Source organism: Blautia sp. KLE_1732_HM_1032 (genome assembly GCF_025147905.1).
Classification (GTDB): Bacteria; Bacillota; Clostridia; order Lachnospirales; family Lachnospiraceae; genus Blautia_A; species Blautia_A fusiformis.
The window spans coordinates 2,594,077-2,611,804 of sequence record NZ_CP102266.1 but is presented as its reverse complement, the minus strand read 5'-3'; the positions used below and the strand labels follow the sequence as shown (position 1 = coordinate 2,611,804).

Genomic DNA, 17,728 nt, shown 5'->3' with positions numbered 1-17,728 from the left:
TGCAGAAATATGCATAGCGAAGAAAAAAGAATATGGGGTATCCATACAAAAGACGACAATTTATTTCTGCATCAGGATGTTATAGCTATTGGCTGGAAGGACATGGGTGACCTGAGTTTGATTCAGGCTGACCGTGATGCCTTCAAGGAAAAATATACAGAAGTATATCCAGATGCCAAAAAGGGCAGCATCGCAAACGGTGCTGGTATGTTATATCGATTTACACATGAGGTCGGGATTGGCGATTACGTTGTATTTCCATCAAAGATTGACCGTCAGATAAATATCGGTGTGGTTGAAGGTGGATACGAATATCATCCGGAAGCAGCAGAATATGCACAGCAGCATAAAGTAAAATGGTTAAAACATCTGCCAAGAACCTCATTTTCACAGGGTGCACTGTATGAAGTTGGTTCAGCAATGTCATTTTTCGCAGTAAAGAATTATGCAGATGAGTATCTTGCGGCACTAGATAAAGGATTTAAGAAAAATGCCATGACTTCCGGACCAGACGAGGACGAGAGCGTTGGTGCTACAGCCGATGAGATTGTAGAGGCAACGAGAGACTTCATCCTGAAGGAACTGAGCAAGAATCTCAAAGGATATGACTTGGAGGAGTTCGTAGCTGATTTGTTAAGAGCTATGGGTTATCGTACCACGGTTTCTGCACATGGCGGAGACAGCGGTATCGATATTACAGCATATAAGGATGAGCTGCCACCTCGTATTCTGGTACAGGTAAAGAGTCAGGATAGTGATATTAAGGAAGCAACCATCCAGTCTCTGAAAGGTGCGATGCGAGAGGGCGACTATGGACTATTCGTGACGCTGTCCAATTATACGAAGAACGCTCAGAAGTATCTGGACAGCACACCTATTATACGTGGAATCAATGGAACTGAACTTGTAGATTTGATTTTGAAGTACTATCACGATCTGAGTGATAAGTACAAAAAGATGATTCCTTTGAAGATGGTGTACATTCCGGTAGCTAAGGATGAGCAAGCGTAATTAGTCTGATGATAGAGATAATTGTGGAACTATCCGGAAAATCCGGATAGTTCAAATTAAGGTCGAGTGCATGGAGATTGGTACATCCGTCAGGGCTAAAAATAGCCGTTGACCTGTTCTCTGTACGAAGAACGGACAAATGTGGAGGCGATGGCAGTTTTTCGTTAAATTTGACTTTTATGTTTGAATCACTATAATAGTAGAAACGAATAAAAAAGTTGAACTTTTTCCGTGAACAGGCGAGGTTCAGGCTGCGATATGGATAGCGAGTTGTATTAATACTTTTTGCTACAGAATTTGTTGATATGTTTCCGCAGACAAACGGAGATATTTTGCTACAGTCCACATCAGTCTGGATCGGTTCCCGAAAACTGACATCAATCAAGACGAATCGTCCCATGTAGAGACTGTGTGCCTCTTGAGCAACCGAAAACCAGATACCACGGTAAAACTCAGCGTGGATATGGATGATTACTACCGTATTAAAGATGGTAAAGAGCCTAAATAAAACCGAATAATACATTGAATCAAAGCAAGATAGAAGCTGTTGATGCGTTAGAAGACAACGTGTCAGCGGCTTTTTTTATCTGAAAATCTATTAGTCAAATCTGAAAGGAGTCAATTCTATGGCCAAGAAAAATGTAAGAAATATGAAGGTTTGTGGACAGAGCGGTTATAAATATGAGACGGTTCCGACAATTACATTAAAAGGAAAATGGCTGAAAGAACTTGGATTTCATCTTGGAGATTATGTACAGGTGAAATGTGAAAATGGTCAGCTGATTATCACACCGGATGTGAATAAAGCACAGGAGCAGGAAGCAAAAACAGCATTTATGGATGAGGAGATTAAGAAACTGAAAATCAGATACCAGAATGAAAAAGAAAAAATTACTGCAAAATATGTGGCGGAGCAGAGTGCCGGCTGTTATGGAAAGAAAGCATGAGAGGGGGAGAGGGTATGGCAAGGATTATTATGTGCGGATCATTTAAAGGGGGAGTTGGCAAGAATGCCAACTCCTGGAACCTGGCTTATTCACTGGCTGAGATGGGAAAAAGGGTTCTGGCTGTTGATTTTGACAGCTAGGCAAATCTGACAACCTGCTTCGGAGTAGAAAATCCTGCGGCTGTACCGGTGACGATTGGACATCTGATGATGAATCGGCTGGAAGATGAGGAAATGCCGGATCCATCAGAATTTATTCAGAGCAGAAACGGTGTGGACTTTATTCCATCATCCATGATGCTTTCGGCAGTGGACAGTAAGCTGCGGATGGAAATGGGTTCAGAGAAGATGCTGGCCGGCATTCTGGAGCCACTGAGAGGACTGTATGACTATATTATTGTAGACATCTGTCCATCGCTCGGAACATTGACGATTAACACACTGACGGCGGCTGATGAGGTGATTATTGCTGTCAATCCGCAGCTTCTGGCAATGATGGGATTGCAGGATTTTATCCGGACAGTGAAGAAAGTCAGAAGCAGACTGAATGACCGCCTGCAGATTGCAGGGATCTTACTGACTATGTGTGATGCCAGAACAAATCTCTGTAAGGTAATCACAGAACAGTTGACGGATACTTTTGATGGACAGATCCGGATTTTTAAGAGCATCATACCAAACACAGTAAAGGTGGGAGAATCAATTTATTATAGTGAGCCGCTTCTGGAGTACGCACCGGAGAATAAGGCTTGTAAAGCATACCGGAATCTGGCAGAGGAGGTGACTGGGGATGAAAGCTAATGCGCCAAAAAGAAAAGTATTTCAGGACGCACTGGATCTTCTTGCTGAGGATCCGGTGAAGAATACGCCAACACCTGTGAATGGGATTGTTTCTATTCCTGTTGAGGAAATCCATCCGTTTCATGATCATCTATTCCAGCTGTATGAGGGAGATCGCCTGGAAGACATGGTACAGAGCATTAGGGAGTATGGTGTGCTGAATCCGGTGATTGTGAGGAAGGCTGCAAGGGGGTATGAGATGCTTGCAGGGCATAACAGAACCAATGCGGCAAAGATAGCAGGATTGACAGAGGTACCGGCGATAGTGAAGACGGATCTGTTTGATGAGGATGCTTATGTATATTTGATCGAGACAAACCTGTTGCAGAGATCCTTTGCGGAACTGCTTCCATCAGAAAAGACAGCAGTGTTGGTGGCACGTTATGAGAAGATAAGCAGCCAGGGGAAACGGAATGATATCCGGCAGGAAATCGAGGCTCTGGAAGAAACCTGTGGACACAATGTCCACAAGTCACAGAAAAACCGTGATGGACTTGGTGAGGAATAAGGAATGACTGGAAGAAATATTGCCAGATACATGCGGCTGGACCGGCTGATTCCGGAGCTTAAGGATGCTGTGGATAAGGGGACGCTGGCAATGGTGGCCGCTGTGGATTTGTCTTATCTGAATGTGAAGATGCAGAAGCTGATCCAGCAGGTGGCAGAGGCTGAGGGAAAGAAACTGAAATCGAAGCAGGCATTGGAACTGCGGAAGATGGGAAAGGAGATTACAAAAGAAGGAATTGAGAGTGTGCTGGTGGGTAAAGAACGGAAGAAGCCGCAGAGTGTGTCTGCGAAACTGCCGGTGGAATTGTATGAGAAGTATTTTGCACAGACGGATGCCGGAGCAGTGCAGGAGATCCTGGAGAAGGCACTGGAAGGGTATTTTGGAAAGGAGGCAGCAGGTGTTTGGCAGGGAAGATCTTGAATGTCTGGATTTGGGGTATTTTGAGATTATTTATATGGATGATCGGGATGTGACCATCATGTCCCGGAATACCAGACATATGTGGTATATACATAATCCGGAATATCCATTGATGGGATCCTGTATTATATTTCATAAGCATAAGGTGTCCCATCCGTGTCATCAGCATGGCCGCAGTAATACACTGCGGCAGGCTGTGTGGAGTATTAAGAGACATGATAAATGGCAGATGGGTGGGAGAAAATAATTTAACGATTTCAAAAGAGATGGCTTGTGATAAGGATGGTGATTATTTTATAATATATAAAAAAGTTGGAAAGGAGGAATAAATTATACAATTTTTAATTGTCATCATAGTAGAATTAAGTTCTGCGATAGCAAAGTTTTAATACATAGATATGCAAATCATTCATTTTGGGACTTCAATAAAGGTTGTGCGCTCATGTCAAATGAAATAGTAAGTCATTATCGGATAAAGATATTCAGTTGATGACATTGAGCTTGAACTCTTCCTGATACAAGCAGGTCCTCACCCACAGCTTATTGCTTTTCGCAACCTCCACAGGGGAGTTACTTGATTCGGTTAAAATATATGTAAATTTTCCACCAAAATATTATTGACGTAAGAAAAACCACATGGTATTTTATTTTTGGAAAAAATGAAAATTATTTTAAAGGCAAACCTGTTGAAAGGCAGGGTCGCAAAGCCAGAAGGGACTAAAGTCAGAAAGTTTGACCATGTCAGCCGGTTGCCACTGTTTCCATATCATCATAATATATGGAAAAGATGTTTGAACAGGAGAGATTCCGATACCTTTTATACTATATAGATGTGTGATTTTAAAGAATATAGTAGGGACACTGGCAGATTTTGGCAGATGTCCTTTTTGTATGCAAAAATGGGTAACAAAACTAGCAGGGACAGGTTTTCTGTATACAGATAAAAGCAGGATGAAGAAGGCATAAGACGGAGAGAGGACTTTTATAAAATGAAAAATTATGAAGACAAAATATATTCATTAGGTGAGACTGTAACGGGGCAGACACAGGCCATGTCACAGGCCGTACAGAAAACACTGGAAAATAATGGCGGGGTAGGTATAATGACAGGATCTTATGACCAAAACCTGTCTATTTTGTCTGTGGATAATCTGCTGTTGCATAGTACAGGATATACATTCGATACTTTCATGGAACAGACAAAAGGCTCATTGAGAAATTTCTTTTATGACGAGGAAGATGTACTGGAGCGAGACCGTTTTTTGCAGCTTCACGGAACAGGGGAAGCACAGATCCTTGCAGCAGACGGTACAGTGAATAATGTACGGCTTTGTAAAGAGGATGCGACAGATGAGGCGGGCAGACAGATATGGGTTATGTCCGTACAGGTCAACTGGGATCATGTAAATCTGGCACTGCTCAATGAGGCTATCTATTCCGGCTTCTGGTATTTTGACTGTGACGAAAACAGTGAGATTGTGAATGCAAACTGGAGTCATGAATTTCGAAAAATGCTTGGCTATCATGACACCCTGGACTTTCCGAATAAACTGGAATCCTGGTCAGATCTTCTGCATCCACAGGATAAAGAAAGAGTAATGGTGCAGCTTCAGGCGGCAATTAAGGATAAGACGAACCAGATAAAATACCAGGTAGAGTATCGTATGAGAATGAAGGATAATCAATACCAGTGGTTTCGGGCATCGGCAGAAGTAATACGCCGTCTGGATGGTTCTGCCAGCAGGATTGCCGGGATTTTTATTAACATTGATGGGGAGAAAAAAGAAATCATGCAGGCACAAAAATCTGCTGCTTTCCACCGGGCTTTTACGAAAGCAGATTTGTGCGAGTATTATGTGAATCTGGAAGCGAATACTTTTGATACCTTTAAGGTTGAACCGTCCCTGATGACCGTCTTTGAACAGAGTCATACGTGGGATGAATTGATCCGGCATTTTGTGGATTCCTATGTTGTGGAGACAGATAAGAAGGCGGTATCCTCTTTTTACGACCGTGGTTATATTGCAGAAAGGCTGAAGGGGCTGGAAACCGAATTGGCTTTAGAGTGCCGTATCACTCTGAATGGAGAAGAACGATGGGTCCGCAATGTGGTCATACGTGGTGAAATAGAGGATTCAGAATATGCCATGATCTTTCTGCGTGATATCACAGAGGCAAAGGTAGAGAGCACACGGCATCTGCAGATGGTAGCGGATAATGCTTCCATGGAGCAGCTGATCCAGAGCATAGTGCGTCTGGTTGACCGCTTTGTTGTCTGTGATCTGGAAAATGACAGATATGAATTCTACAATCTGAATGGACAGATGATATATAAACCTCTGGGATTTTATCATGATTTTCAGATGCAGGTTCTTGAAAAATATAAGACACTGGAACCATTGGAAGCTATAGATATCCTGATAGCCCCGGATAATATTCGGAAAAAACTGAAAAGTGAAAATGATATTTATAAGTTTGAGTATTGCAGCCTGGATGAAAAGACTTATAAAATCGCTTCTTATATTCCCTTGGAATGGAAGAATGGAAAGCTGGAAAAGGTATTGCTGGCATCCATGGATGTGACACAGGAGAAGAAAGCAGAGATTGAATCCCGTCAGGCACTGAAGGAGGCTTACCGGTCCGCAGAAAATGCAAATCGTGCGAAAACAGAATTCCTTTCCAATATGTCCCATGATATCCGGACACCAATGAATGCGATTGTGGGTCTGACAGCAATCGCAGGAGCAAATGTTGAGAGCCAGGACAGAGTCATTGAATGCCTCGGCAAGATCACAGAATCAAGCCGCCATCTGCTGGGGCTGATCAATGAAGTATTGGATATGGCACGTATTGAAAGTGGAAAAATGACACTGGCACAGGAAGATTTCAATCTGTCAGAGCTGGTAGATAATCTTATTACACTTACGAAACCGGTGCTTGATGAACATAAACATAATTTTGATATACACATCAATCATATTGAACATGAGGCTGTCTGTGGTGACAGCTTGAGGATTCAGCAGGTATTTGTGAATCTGATGAGTAATGCGATCAAGTATACACCGGATGGCGGGAATATTATTTTTTCCATAGAGGAAAAGCCAAATGGATTTTCAGAACTTGGATGCTATGAATTTACGATTGAGGATAATGGGATCGGTATGTCACCGGAATTCCAGAAAATCATGTTTGAGCCGTTCAGCCGCGCGGATGACCACCGGACAACCAGAGTCCAGGGAACTGGTCTGGGAATGGCAATCAGCAGAAATATTGTGAACCTGATGAATGGCACTATTAAAGTGGACAGTACCTTGCACAAGGGAACTAAAATCACAGTAACAATTTATCTGGAGCTTCAGGAAAAAGAAAAAGAACAGGACAGAGATCTGATGAATCTGCCGGTCCTGGTTGTGGATGATGATAGGACATGCTGTGAAAGTACAGTTGCAACATTAAAGGAAATCGGTATTATGGGTGAATGGGTTCTCTCTGGCAGGGAAGCGGTTGAGCGCTGTTATGCACGGCATGAGTTGAAAGATGATTACTTTGCTGTTATTTTAGACTGGAAGATGCCGGATATGGATGGCATAGAAACAGCCAGACAGATCCGGAAGCGGATAGGAAAAGAGATCCCCATCATTGTACTGACATCCTATGAATTCAGCGAAATTGAAGAAGAAGCAAAGGCTGCAGGTATAGATGCTTTTATTGCAAAACCGCTGTTCCGTTCCCGGCTGACGGCAACACTGCGGCAGTTTACTTCAGGAAGAAAAGAAAAAATAGCAAGAAATTATCTGGAGAAGCTGTCAGAATCAGACTACACGGGAAAAAGGATTCTGCTGGTTGAGGATAATGAGTTGAACAGAGAAATTGCTGGTGAAATTTTACAGATGACAGGTGCAAAAGTGGAAACGGCAGAAAATGGGAAAATTGCAGTTGAAAAAGTGGAAGCTTCTCCGGAAGGATTGTATGATCTTGTTTTTATGGATATCCAAATGCCTGTCATGAATGGTTATGAGGCAACTGCAGCAATCAGGAGCCTTCCGGGTGAAAAGGGAAAATTGCCTATTGTTGCCATGACTGCCAATGCTTTTGCAGAAGATGTACAGCTGGCCAAAAATACAGGCATGAATGGACATATCGCGAAACCGCTGGATATGAATAAGCTGAATGATGTTCTGGAAAGCTGGCTGTAACTGATTTTCATGTGATCACAAAGTATATTACTAGGAACAGAGTGAACAGTAACAGTAACTCAGGTGATGCTGCATAAATCCTCAAATACTCCTTGCAATAAAAAAATACAGCAATTATAATATAAATACAAAAGCCGGATGCGGAGGCTGACTTCTGAAAACAAAGAAAGGAAGTATAAAATGGCAAAAATTTTAATCAGTCCGTCCAAATATTTACAGGGTGCGGGAGAAATGAAGAATCTTGGAACTTATGCTGCAAAGAGCGGAAAAAAAGCGTTGGTTCTGATCAGTAAAGGCGGATATAAAAGAATCGGTAAAACGATCGAAGAGAGCTTTGCTGAGAGTACCTGTGAGGTGGTTTTTGATTATTTTAACGGAGAATGCTGTAACAGTGAGATTGATCGTCTGGTAAAGATCGTAAAAGATGAGCAGTGTGATCTTACTATTGGTATTGGTGGAGGAAAGATCTTTGATACAGCGAAGGCAGTTGCATACTATGCGGGAACACCGGTATTTATCTGTCCGACGATCGCATCTACAGATGCCCCTTGCAGTGCTTTGTCTGTTATTTATACAGAAGAAGGAGTTTTTGAAAAATATCTGTTTCTTCCGGCGAATCCGAATCTTGTTCTGATGGATACAGATATCATCACCAAATCGCCGGTTCGTCTTACTGTGGCTGGTATGGGAGATGCACTGGCAACATATTTTGAGGCAAGGGCATGCAAGAGAAGCGGAGCAACTTCCTGTGCAGGAGGTAAGACAACAGAGGCTGCCATGGCACTGGCTGAACTTTGTTTTAATACCTTGATGGATGAGGGCGTAAAAGCTAAGATAGCTCTGGAAGCAGGAGTATGCACACCGGCAGTTGAGAAAGTGATTGAGGCTAATACACTTCTTTCTGGAATTGGTTTTGAAAGTGCAGGACTTGCAGGTGCACATGCGATCCATAACGGATTTACTGTACTGGAAGAATGCCATCATATGTATCATGGAGAAAAAGTTGCATTCGGAACCATCACACAGCTGGTACTGGAGAATATTCCCCAGGAAGATCTGGAAGAGATCATCTTATGGTGCATAGAAGTAGGACTTCCTGTTACTCTGGCAGAGCTTGGAGCTGGGAAGGTAACGGATGAGCAGCTTATGGAAGTTGCCACAACTGCATGTGCGGAGAATGATACACTTCACAACATGCCATTTGAAGTTACACCGGAAACTGTATTTGCAGCAATCAAAGCGGCAGATGCATATGGAAGATATTACCTGGATGAGGAATAAACAGATAAAAAGTAAATAGCTGATATAAAAATTGCAATCTGCAGAAACAAGAGTTATCAAGTATTGTTATCCTGCAGGTTGCTTTTTTTTATGTATGGCTGTAATATAACAGAAAGATCAGTAAATATTGGAACAGAAAACATACGGAGGAATATTTGTGGCAAAAAAACGAAAACCCAAAATGGAGCTTCGATATTATAAGATGCCGGAGGGGAGCCCCATCCTTGCATTGCTTGGACAGAAGTGGGTTCAGAATTATGGGAACGATATCGATTATCTCCATTTTCATAATTATCTGGAAATCGGATTCTGCTATGAAGGACAGGGATTTATGATACTTGGAGAGGATAAGGTACAGTTTCATGACCGGGATTTTACGGTGATCCCATCCAATTATCCACATACCACAAACAGTGATATTGGAACTATCAGCCGCTGGGAGTATCTTTTTATTGATGTAGAAGGATTCCTGGATAAATTTATTAATAATTCGGTAAAAAAAGAAAAAATCGTTCAGCGGATCAACTCCAGATCGCTTTTTCTGAATGAAAAAGAAAACCGATCCATGGCAGGTAAGATCCTTAAGATCCTGGATATCATGCGGGATGGAGAGGAATTTTATCTGGAAGAAGCTAAGGGAGTTTTGGCATCGCTTCTTGTGGAAATCGCAAGGATAAACCGGGATTCAAGCGAAGAACGTTGCAGCGAAGGCAGAGGAAAAGTCATGGATATGATCTCCAGGTTCCAGGATTATATTTCTGATCATTACATGGAGGATCTTCGTATTGACGAACTGGCAGAATACTGTCATATCAGTGAAACTCATTTGCGCCGGATATTTACGACTTATATGAAGATGAGCCCGCTGGAATACATTAATACGATCCGTATCCAGGCGGCCTGTGATTATCTGAAAAAAACAGATCAGCCAATTGCAGATATAGCACATAAGTGTGGTTTTACCACCAATTCCACATTTAACCGGAATTTTCGTCAGGTTACGGGAATGACACCTCTGGAGTGGAGAAAACGTCCGGAGAACTATGAACAGCAGCTTCTTAAGTTTGACATCCATTCAGAGGAAGGCTGGTAAAACAACAAAACCAGATCTGTGGATCTGTCACGACAGAATAGAAATATCAGACTGTATGCGGATCAGGCAGATAGAAAGAGGTAAGAAATGTACGATTACAGGATTGTGGAGCAGGTCTCCAGAAAAAAGAAACATATGTCAGGAGCTCTCAGAAAAGTAATGGTGATCTTTGCGGCAATTTTTGTACTGATGGGTATCACGATCTCTCAGGCATTCATGCTTCCGGGATTTCTTCTGGCGCTGCTTTACTTTGCTTATGACATATTCAGCCAGAGAGACTATGAATATACCATGGAAAACGGACAACTGACCATAGATGTGATCTATGGTAAAAAATATCGTAAAACAGCTCACGTGCTGAAGCTTGAGGAGATGGAAGTGACAGCACCTCACTATCATGAAAAAGTGGCAAAATATAAAAAGAATACCGGAACGGAGAAACTGAAAAAATACGATTATACCTCTTATGAAGATGATGTGCCTTACTATACCATGATCATTCAGGAAGATGGACGTAAAATAAAACTTCTTCTGGATCTGACAGAGGAAATGCTGCATACGATGAAAACGCAGTTTCCTGAAAGGGTTTATTTTGCATAATATGCAGAAATGTTTGTGAAATATGTATGAAAAACAACATAAAATTTTATGAAATAGAAACAAAAACCTTCTTTTTTGACAAAAAATGTTCGCACAATGTCAAAAAAGAAGGCTTTTTTGGGCATCCTGACGAATGTAAAAAGAAAAAATCCTCAAAGTGCATATTTTTTGTAAAAATATAGCGTGACAATAGTGCACAATCAATAAAATGGTTGAAATTGCACATTATATGAACAATTCTGCAAACTATAGAGGAAATACGGATGCTATAATCTATTCATAAGCAAACGGGAAATGCTTAATAAAGGAGGAAAAGTAAATGAAGAAAAAATTACTCGCAGTATTAATGACAGGTATCATGGCAATGTCTTTTGCTGCAACTACTACAGCAGTATATGCAAAAGGTGATGACGATAACACCCTGACTGTATGGGCATGGGATCAGAACTTCAACATCAAGGCTATGAATATTGCAGGTGAGCAGTATGCAAAGGATCACGAAGGATTCAAGGTTGATGTAGTTGAGACATCTTCTGATGACTGCCAGACCAAACTTACAACAGCAGCAAACGCCGGAGATTACAGCACACTTCCGGACATCGTTCTGATGCAGGACAACAGCTATCAGAAATATCTGAAGAGTTATCCGGATGCTTTTACAGATCTGAAGGATATGGATATCAACTGGGATGATTTCGGAAAACTGAAACAGTCCTACTCCATGGTAGATGACACACATTACGGAGTTCCGTTTGATAACGGTGCAACAATTGCCTGCTATCGTACAGATATCCTGGAAGAAGCAGGATATACCATTGATGATCTTACAGATATCACATGGAGCAAATTCATGGAGATCGGAAAAGACGTTCACGAAAAAACAGGTAAATATCTCCTTACAAGTGAAGCAACAGGTGGCGATACTCTGATGATGATGATCCAGTCCTGTGGAGCAAACTTCGTAAATGATGACGGAGAGGCTTATATCGTTGGCAACGATGTAGCAGAGAAATGCGTAGATCTTTATGTGGATCTTGTAAAGAACAATGTTGTTAAATTAGTAAATAACTGGGATGAGTACATCTCCACAATCACAGGCGGAGAGGCTGCCGGTATCGTTAACGGTAACTGGATCACAGCTACACTGATGGGAACAGAGGATCAGAAGGGTCTGTGGCAGATCACAACAATGCCGAAAGTTGACGGCGTTGATACAGCTACAAACTATGCAAACAATGGCGGATCTTCCTGGTACATTACATCCAACTGCAAGAATGTAGAGCTTGCTGAGGACTTCCTTGCAAGCACATTTGGTTCCAGCACAGACTTCTATGATGCAATCCTTCCGGAAACAGGTGCAATTTCCTGCTACCTGCCGGCTGGTGAGTCTGAGGTTTACAATGAGCCAAGCGAGTTCTTCAATAACCAGCCGATCTTCTCAACAATTGTAGAGTACTCTTCACACATTCCGGAATTTACAAAAACTCCGTACCACTATGAGGCAAGAGAGTGCATCAACACAGCTGTTGTTAATATTGTAAACGGCGCAGATAAAGAATCTGCACTTCAGGAAGCACAGGATACACTGGCATTCAAGATGACAGAGTAAAGCTGAAATATTAATGAAATACAGGGCAGGGGACTGCATGCAGTCCCTTGTCTTATGTAAAGGTTTAGATGTTTGAAAGGAGGAGTTCCTGTGAATTCCAAAAAAAGTGGCATGTCTCTGGTAGCGAAACAAAGAGCGGCCGGCTGGATCTTTCTGGCACCGGCAACCATTATGATCGCTGTCATGAGTTTTTATCCGATGATCCGCGCATTTATCATTTCTTTACAGACAGGTGCCGGAGCAAACATGAGGTTTGCGGATCCGATCTTCAGTAACTATAAACGTATCATGATGGATAAGGTATTCCAGCAGTCCATCGTCAATACTTTCCTGTATCTTATTATTCAGGTACCGATCATGCTGGTCCTTGCGATCCTGCTTGCACAGCTTCTGAATAACAAGGATCTGAAATTTAAAGGCTTTTTCCGTACATGTGTATTTCTTCCATGTGCAACATCTCTTGTATCTTATTCTCTGATCTTCCGTTCTATGTTTGCAACAGACGGTCTGATCAACAGCATCCTGATCAAACTTGGAATTTTAACAACTGGCTATAACTTCCTGGGTAACTCCACAAGTGCAAAGATCGTGATCATCATCGCACTGATCTGGAGATGGACAGGATATAACATGGTGTTCTATCTGGCAGGTCTTCAGAATATTGAATATTCTGTATACGAGGCAGCAAAGATCGATGGTGCCAATGGCTGGAAGACCTTCTGGAAAATTACCGTACCACTTCTGAAACCGACAATTATCATGACATTTATTATGTCGATCAATGGTACACTGCAGTTGTTTGATGAGTCTGTCAACCTGACAAAAGGTGGCCCGGCGAACTCAACCATCACAATGTCCCATTATGTTTATAATACATGCTTCATCAACGTGCCAAACTTCGGATATGCGGCAGCAATGTCATTTATCATATTTATCATGGTAGCGATCCTGGCCTTTATCAATTTGAAAGTAGGTGATACACGTGACTGAGAAAAAGAATAAATCCGCAATTCAGAGAAGATTGATCCCTACATATATTTTTCTGATCATCGTATCATTTATCTCTGTATTTCCACTGTACTGGATGATCTCTGCGGCAACCAATACATCCACAGATGTATCCAGAGGCCGTATCCTTCCGGGTACATATTTTATGCAGAACTTTAAAAACCTGACTGCACAGCAGCCGCTGTGGAGAGCTCTTGGAAACTCTCTGTTTTATGCAGTTCTTACTACAGTGATCTGCCTTCTGATCTGTTCTATCGCAGGTTATGGCTTTGAGGTATATCATGACAGATGGAAAGACAGACTGTTTTCCACCCTGCTTCTTGCAATGATGGTTCCGCAGGTTGCAACGATGGTTCCTTTATTTAAGATGTTTTCAAAAGCCGGACTCTTAAATACAGCGGTAGGTTTTATCCTTCCGATCATTTCCACACCATTTATGATCATGATGTTCCGTCAGAATGCCAGAGCATTTCCTATCGATATCATTGAGGCAGCACGGATTGACGGATTAAGCGAGGTAAGGATCTTTTTCCAGATGTTTATCCCGACTATGAAATCTACTTATGCGGCGGCAGCAGTTATCACATTTATGAATGCATGGAATTCCTATCTGTGGCCGAAGGTAATCATGACAGATAATAAGGCGATGACCATGCCGATGTTGATCGCCAATCTGATCACAGGATATGTAACGGATTACGGCATGCTGATGTGCGGCGTATTATTCTGTTCCATTCCGACCATGATCGTATTCTTCGTATTACAGAAACAGTTCGCAGAGGGCATTACTGGAGCTGTAAAATAATTTTAAAACAAAAAGGATGCTGCTGAAATCTTTAGGTATATTGTATAATATGCTTTAACTGAATTATGCAGGATCCTTTTCTTGACCAGAGCAGTTGTCTGGTATAAAGCTTCGTAGCAAAGCGGATGCTTTTGTCCGCTTGATGCGAATCAAATCATAAGGAGATAAAAAAATGGCAGAGCAGATCAGATATGACCATTATCTGCACGGTGGCGATTACAACCCTGAGCAGTGGCTGGACAGACCGGATATTCTGAAAAAAGATATCGAATATTTCAAAAAAGCCCATATCAATACCGTTTCCATGGGAATGTTTTCCTGGGCAGTGCTGGAGCCAGAAGAGGGAAGATATAACTTTGACTGGCTGGAAGAAGTGATCGATAATCTGTATAAAGAAGGAATTTATACGATACTTTCCACACCATCCGGAGCAAGACCGAAATGGATGGCAGATAAATATGAAGAAGTTCTTCGCATGGATCCGGATCGCACGAGAAGATTTTTCGGTGGAAGACATAATCACTGTTATACTTCTCCAGTATACAGGGAAAAAGTCTACAATATTAATAAGAAGCTTTCTGAACGTTTCGGAAAACATCCCGCAGTGCTTTTGTGGCATATTTCCAATGAATATGGCGGAGAATGCCACTGTCCTCTGTGCCGGGAAAAATTCCGGGAATGGCTGAAAGAAAAATACGGGACCATCGAAAATTTAAATTCCAGCTGGTGCACAACGTTCTGGAGCCATACCTATAACAGCTTTGATCAGATCGAAAGTCCTTCGCCAAAGGGGGAAAATGCTCTTCATGCACTTACCTTGGACTGGAAACGTTTTGTTACAGACAGGACTGTGGATTTTATGAAGCATGAGATTTCTGCGATCCGTGCAGGTGGTTCCGAGCTTCCGGCAACCGCCAATCTGATGTATGACTACAACGGACTGGACTATAAAAAATTTAAGGATGTTATGGATATTGCATCCTGGGATAATTATCCAAGCTGGCATAAAAAAGACAATTATACCACAGCGTTGGACGGAGCCATGCAGCATGATCTTATGCGAAGCATCAAGAAAGCACCGTTTCTTCTGATGGAATCCTGTCCCTCTGCGACCAACTGGAAGCCTATCAACAAGCTGAAAAAACCAGGAATACATCTGGCTGCCTCTCTGCAGGCAGTTGCTCATGGTTCAGACAGTGTTCTGTATTTCCAGCTTCGTCAGAGCCAGGGAGCCTCTGAGAAATTCCATGGTGCGGTGATCGATCACTACGGTGGGGATGATACTCGTATTTTCCGCGAAGTGACAGAGGTAGGAGAAGCGTTGGAGCAGATCCGGGAAACTGCTGGAAGCGTGACGAAGTCTCCGGTGGCTGTTCTCTATGACCGGGAAAATGACTGGGCGCTGAAGGATGCGCAGGGACCTCGAAACGAGGATATGCATTATCAGGAAACTGTACTGAAACAGTATCGTGCTCTCCGAAGAAAAGGCTATAATACAGATATCATCAATATGGAACATGAGCTGTCCCGGTACCGTTTGGTAACGGCACCGATGGCCTACATGTTTTATCATGGATATGCCGAAAAGCTTCGCACTTTTGCAAAAAACGGTGGTACTTTGGTAATTTCCTACTGGTCCGGACTTGTAGATGAAACAGATAAATGCTATCTGGAGGGAACCCCTCACGGACTGATGGAAGCAGCTGGTATCCGTACGGAAGAGATCGATGCACTTTATGACTGGGAAGAAAACGTAGGTATCCCGGAAACAGGAAATCATCTCAGAATTACAGAAAGCTATACCTGCAAAAATCTCTGTGAGCTTGCAAAGGTTTCCGATGCGGAAGTACTGCTGCGTTATGGAAGGGATTTCTATCAGGGGTATCCGGTACTGACTCACAAGAAATACGGAAAGGGCCATGTTTATTATGTGGCGGCAGATATGGAAGCAGCCTTTTATGAGGACTTTCTGGGAAGGGCAGCAGAGGAAGCAGGCGTGAAGATGCCGCTTACATTTATACCGGAAGGTATTTCTGTGACAACCAGAGAAAATGAGGATACGGAATATCTGTTTATCCAGAACTTCGGAGAAAAGACAGAAACAGTTTCTGTCTCGGGGGATTACGAAGTTCTCTACGGATCAACAGATGAAAATATTGCTCCGCTTGCCACCAGGATTTTAAAGCGGAAAAAATAATCACAGTAAAAAACACAGCAAAAAGTATAAAGCATATTTGTTTTCGGACGGTATGCTTTTTACTGCTGTCTGGGAAAGAGAAGGTAAAATGGCAGGTACACCAAAAGAAGAGATAAAAAGAATAGCGGATCAGTTTGCATTTACCGGAGAACTGGTTTCCTGCGGCCCCTGCGGAAGCGGGCATATCAACGAAACCTATATGCTTAGATATCGGATCGGAGAGATGGGGTCCATTAAGGTGATCCTTCAGAAGATCAATCGGGAGATCTTTCAGAAACCGGAAGAACTGATGGAGAACATTGCCGGAGTCACCGGGCATCTGAAAAAGAAAGTTCTTCAGAAGGGAGGAGATCCGGAACGGGAGGTTCTGAACCTGATTCCGACAAAGGACGGGAAGGCATTCCTGACAGATGAAAACGGAGAATGCTGGAGAGCTTATATTTTTATTACCGATGCAGTAAGCTATGATCTGGCAGAAAAACCGGAGGATTTTTATGAAAGTGCAGTTGCATTTGGAAAATTCCAGGAAATGCTAGCAGATTACCCGGCAGAGACTCTGCATGAAACGATAAAGGATTTCCATGATACAAAGAAACGTTTTCAGACTTTGAAAAATGCCATAGAGAAGGACAGCTGTCATCGTGCCGCATCCGTAAAAGCAGAGATCGCATTTGCGTTTCAGCATGAGTATCTGGCAAATGTATTCGGTGAGCTTCTGGCAAAAGGTGAGGTGCCCCTTCGGGTAACACACAACGATACGAAGCTGAATAACGTTATGATCGACCTGGAAACAGGAAGGGGAATCTGTGTAGTGGACCTGGACACGGTTATGCCGGGACTTGCTATGAATGATTTTGGAGATTCCATTCGTTTCGGGGCCAGCACTGCATTGGAGGATGAGAAAGATTTAAGCAAAGTTTCCTGTGATATGGAGCTCTATGAAATCTATGTAAAAGGCTTTCTGGAAAGCTGTGGAGATAAGCTCAGTGCAAAAGAGATCGAGATGCTTCCCATGGGAGCTAAGGTGATGACTTATGAATGCGGCATTCGCTTTCTTACCGATTATCTGGAAGGAGATCATTATTTTAAGATCGACCGGGAAGAACATAATCTGGACCGCTGCCGCACACAGTTTAAGCTGGTGGCAGATATGGAACAGAAATGGGATACTATGCAGACGATCGTGAAAAAATATCAGAAATAAAAAACAGGGG

The 17,728-nt window shown here is 42.5% G+C and carries 14 protein-coding genes, 1 pseudogene and 1 riboswitch; all 15 genes and pseudogenes read left to right on the top strand.

The features are described 5' to 3' along the window. The first annotated feature begins 9 nt into the window (after positions 1-9). The 15 genes and pseudogenes from NQ489_RS12500 (at position 10) to NQ489_RS12430 (ending at position 17,718) form a co-directional block, all read left to right on the top strand. Complete coding sequence (locus tag NQ489_RS12500; protein ID WP_021651775.1) at positions 10-1,011, top strand: restriction endonuclease; 1,002 nt, start codon at positions 10-12, stop codon at positions 1,009-1,011. Positions 1,012-1,637: 626 nt separating this feature from the next. Continuing rightward, on the top strand, positions 1,638-1,958 hold the full coding sequence (locus NQ489_RS12495; RefSeq protein ID WP_021651774.1) for a SymE family type I addiction module toxin: 321 nt from the start codon (positions 1,638-1,640) through the stop codon (positions 1,956-1,958). Continuing rightward, a pseudogene (locus tag NQ489_RS12490) lies at positions 1,955-2,758 on the top strand (ParA family protein). The gene NQ489_RS12495 and the pseudogene NQ489_RS12490 overlap by 4 nt, the downstream one beginning before the upstream one ends. After that, positions 2,748-3,305: a ParB N-terminal domain-containing protein gene (locus tag NQ489_RS12485; protein ID WP_021651771.1), complete on the top strand. Its 558-nt coding sequence runs from the start codon at positions 2,748-2,750 to the stop codon at positions 3,303-3,305. Before NQ489_RS12490 ends, NQ489_RS12485 begins: the two are co-directional and overlap by 11 nt. Positions 3,306-3,308: 3 nt before the next feature. Then, complete coding sequence (locus NQ489_RS12480; protein WP_021651770.1) at positions 3,309-3,725, top strand: hypothetical protein; 417 nt, start codon at positions 3,309-3,311, stop codon at positions 3,723-3,725. A gap of 167 nt (positions 3,726-3,892) precedes the next feature. Then, entirely contained in the window at positions 3,893-4,054 is a 162-nt protein-coding gene (locus tag NQ489_RS12475) for a hypothetical protein (protein ID WP_227945531.1), read from the top strand. 337 nt (positions 4,055-4,391) lie between these two features. Next, a riboswitch (cyclic di-GMP riboswitch) is annotated at positions 4,392-4,482 on the top strand. A gap of 232 nt (positions 4,483-4,714) precedes the next feature. Then, on the top strand, positions 4,715-7,921 hold the full coding sequence (locus tag NQ489_RS12470) for a hybrid sensor histidine kinase/response regulator (RefSeq protein WP_021651766.1): 3,207 nt from the start codon (positions 4,715-4,717) through the stop codon (positions 7,919-7,921). 180 nt (positions 7,922-8,101) lie between these two features. Beyond that, on the top strand, positions 8,102-9,202 hold the full coding sequence (locus NQ489_RS12465; RefSeq protein WP_044961632.1) for a glycerol dehydrogenase: 1,101 nt from the start codon (positions 8,102-8,104) through the stop codon (positions 9,200-9,202). 157 nt (positions 9,203-9,359) lie between these two features. After that, positions 9,360-10,295, top strand: a complete 936-nt coding sequence (locus tag NQ489_RS12460) for a helix-turn-helix domain-containing protein (RefSeq protein WP_044961630.1) — start codon at positions 9,360-9,362, stop codon at positions 10,293-10,295. Between the two features lie 87 nt (positions 10,296-10,382). Beyond that, positions 10,383-10,895: a hypothetical protein gene (locus NQ489_RS12455; protein ID WP_021651763.1), complete on the top strand. Its 513-nt coding sequence runs from the start codon at positions 10,383-10,385 to the stop codon at positions 10,893-10,895. A gap of 319 nt (positions 10,896-11,214) precedes the next feature. Beyond that, positions 11,215-12,504, top strand: a complete 1,290-nt coding sequence (locus NQ489_RS12450; RefSeq protein ID WP_015524390.1) for an ABC transporter substrate-binding protein — start codon at positions 11,215-11,217, stop codon at positions 12,502-12,504. Positions 12,505-12,594: 90 nt separating this feature from the next. Next, positions 12,595-13,494: a carbohydrate ABC transporter permease gene (locus NQ489_RS12445; RefSeq protein WP_022426329.1), complete on the top strand. Its 900-nt coding sequence runs from the start codon at positions 12,595-12,597 to the stop codon at positions 13,492-13,494. Then, positions 13,487-14,317, top strand: a complete 831-nt coding sequence (locus NQ489_RS12440; protein ID WP_021651760.1) for a carbohydrate ABC transporter permease — start codon at positions 13,487-13,489, stop codon at positions 14,315-14,317. The genes NQ489_RS12445 and NQ489_RS12440 overlap by 8 nt, the downstream gene beginning before the upstream one ends. 172 nt (positions 14,318-14,489) lie before the next feature. Continuing rightward, positions 14,490-16,514, top strand: a complete 2,025-nt coding sequence (locus tag NQ489_RS12435) for a beta-galactosidase (protein ID WP_021651759.1) — start codon at positions 14,490-14,492, stop codon at positions 16,512-16,514. An 88-nt stretch (positions 16,515-16,602) separates the two neighbouring features. Further along, complete coding sequence (locus tag NQ489_RS12430; RefSeq protein WP_022426327.1) at positions 16,603-17,718, top strand: phosphotransferase enzyme family protein; 1,116 nt, start codon at positions 16,603-16,605, stop codon at positions 17,716-17,718. Positions 17,719-17,728: the final 10 nt, after the last annotated feature.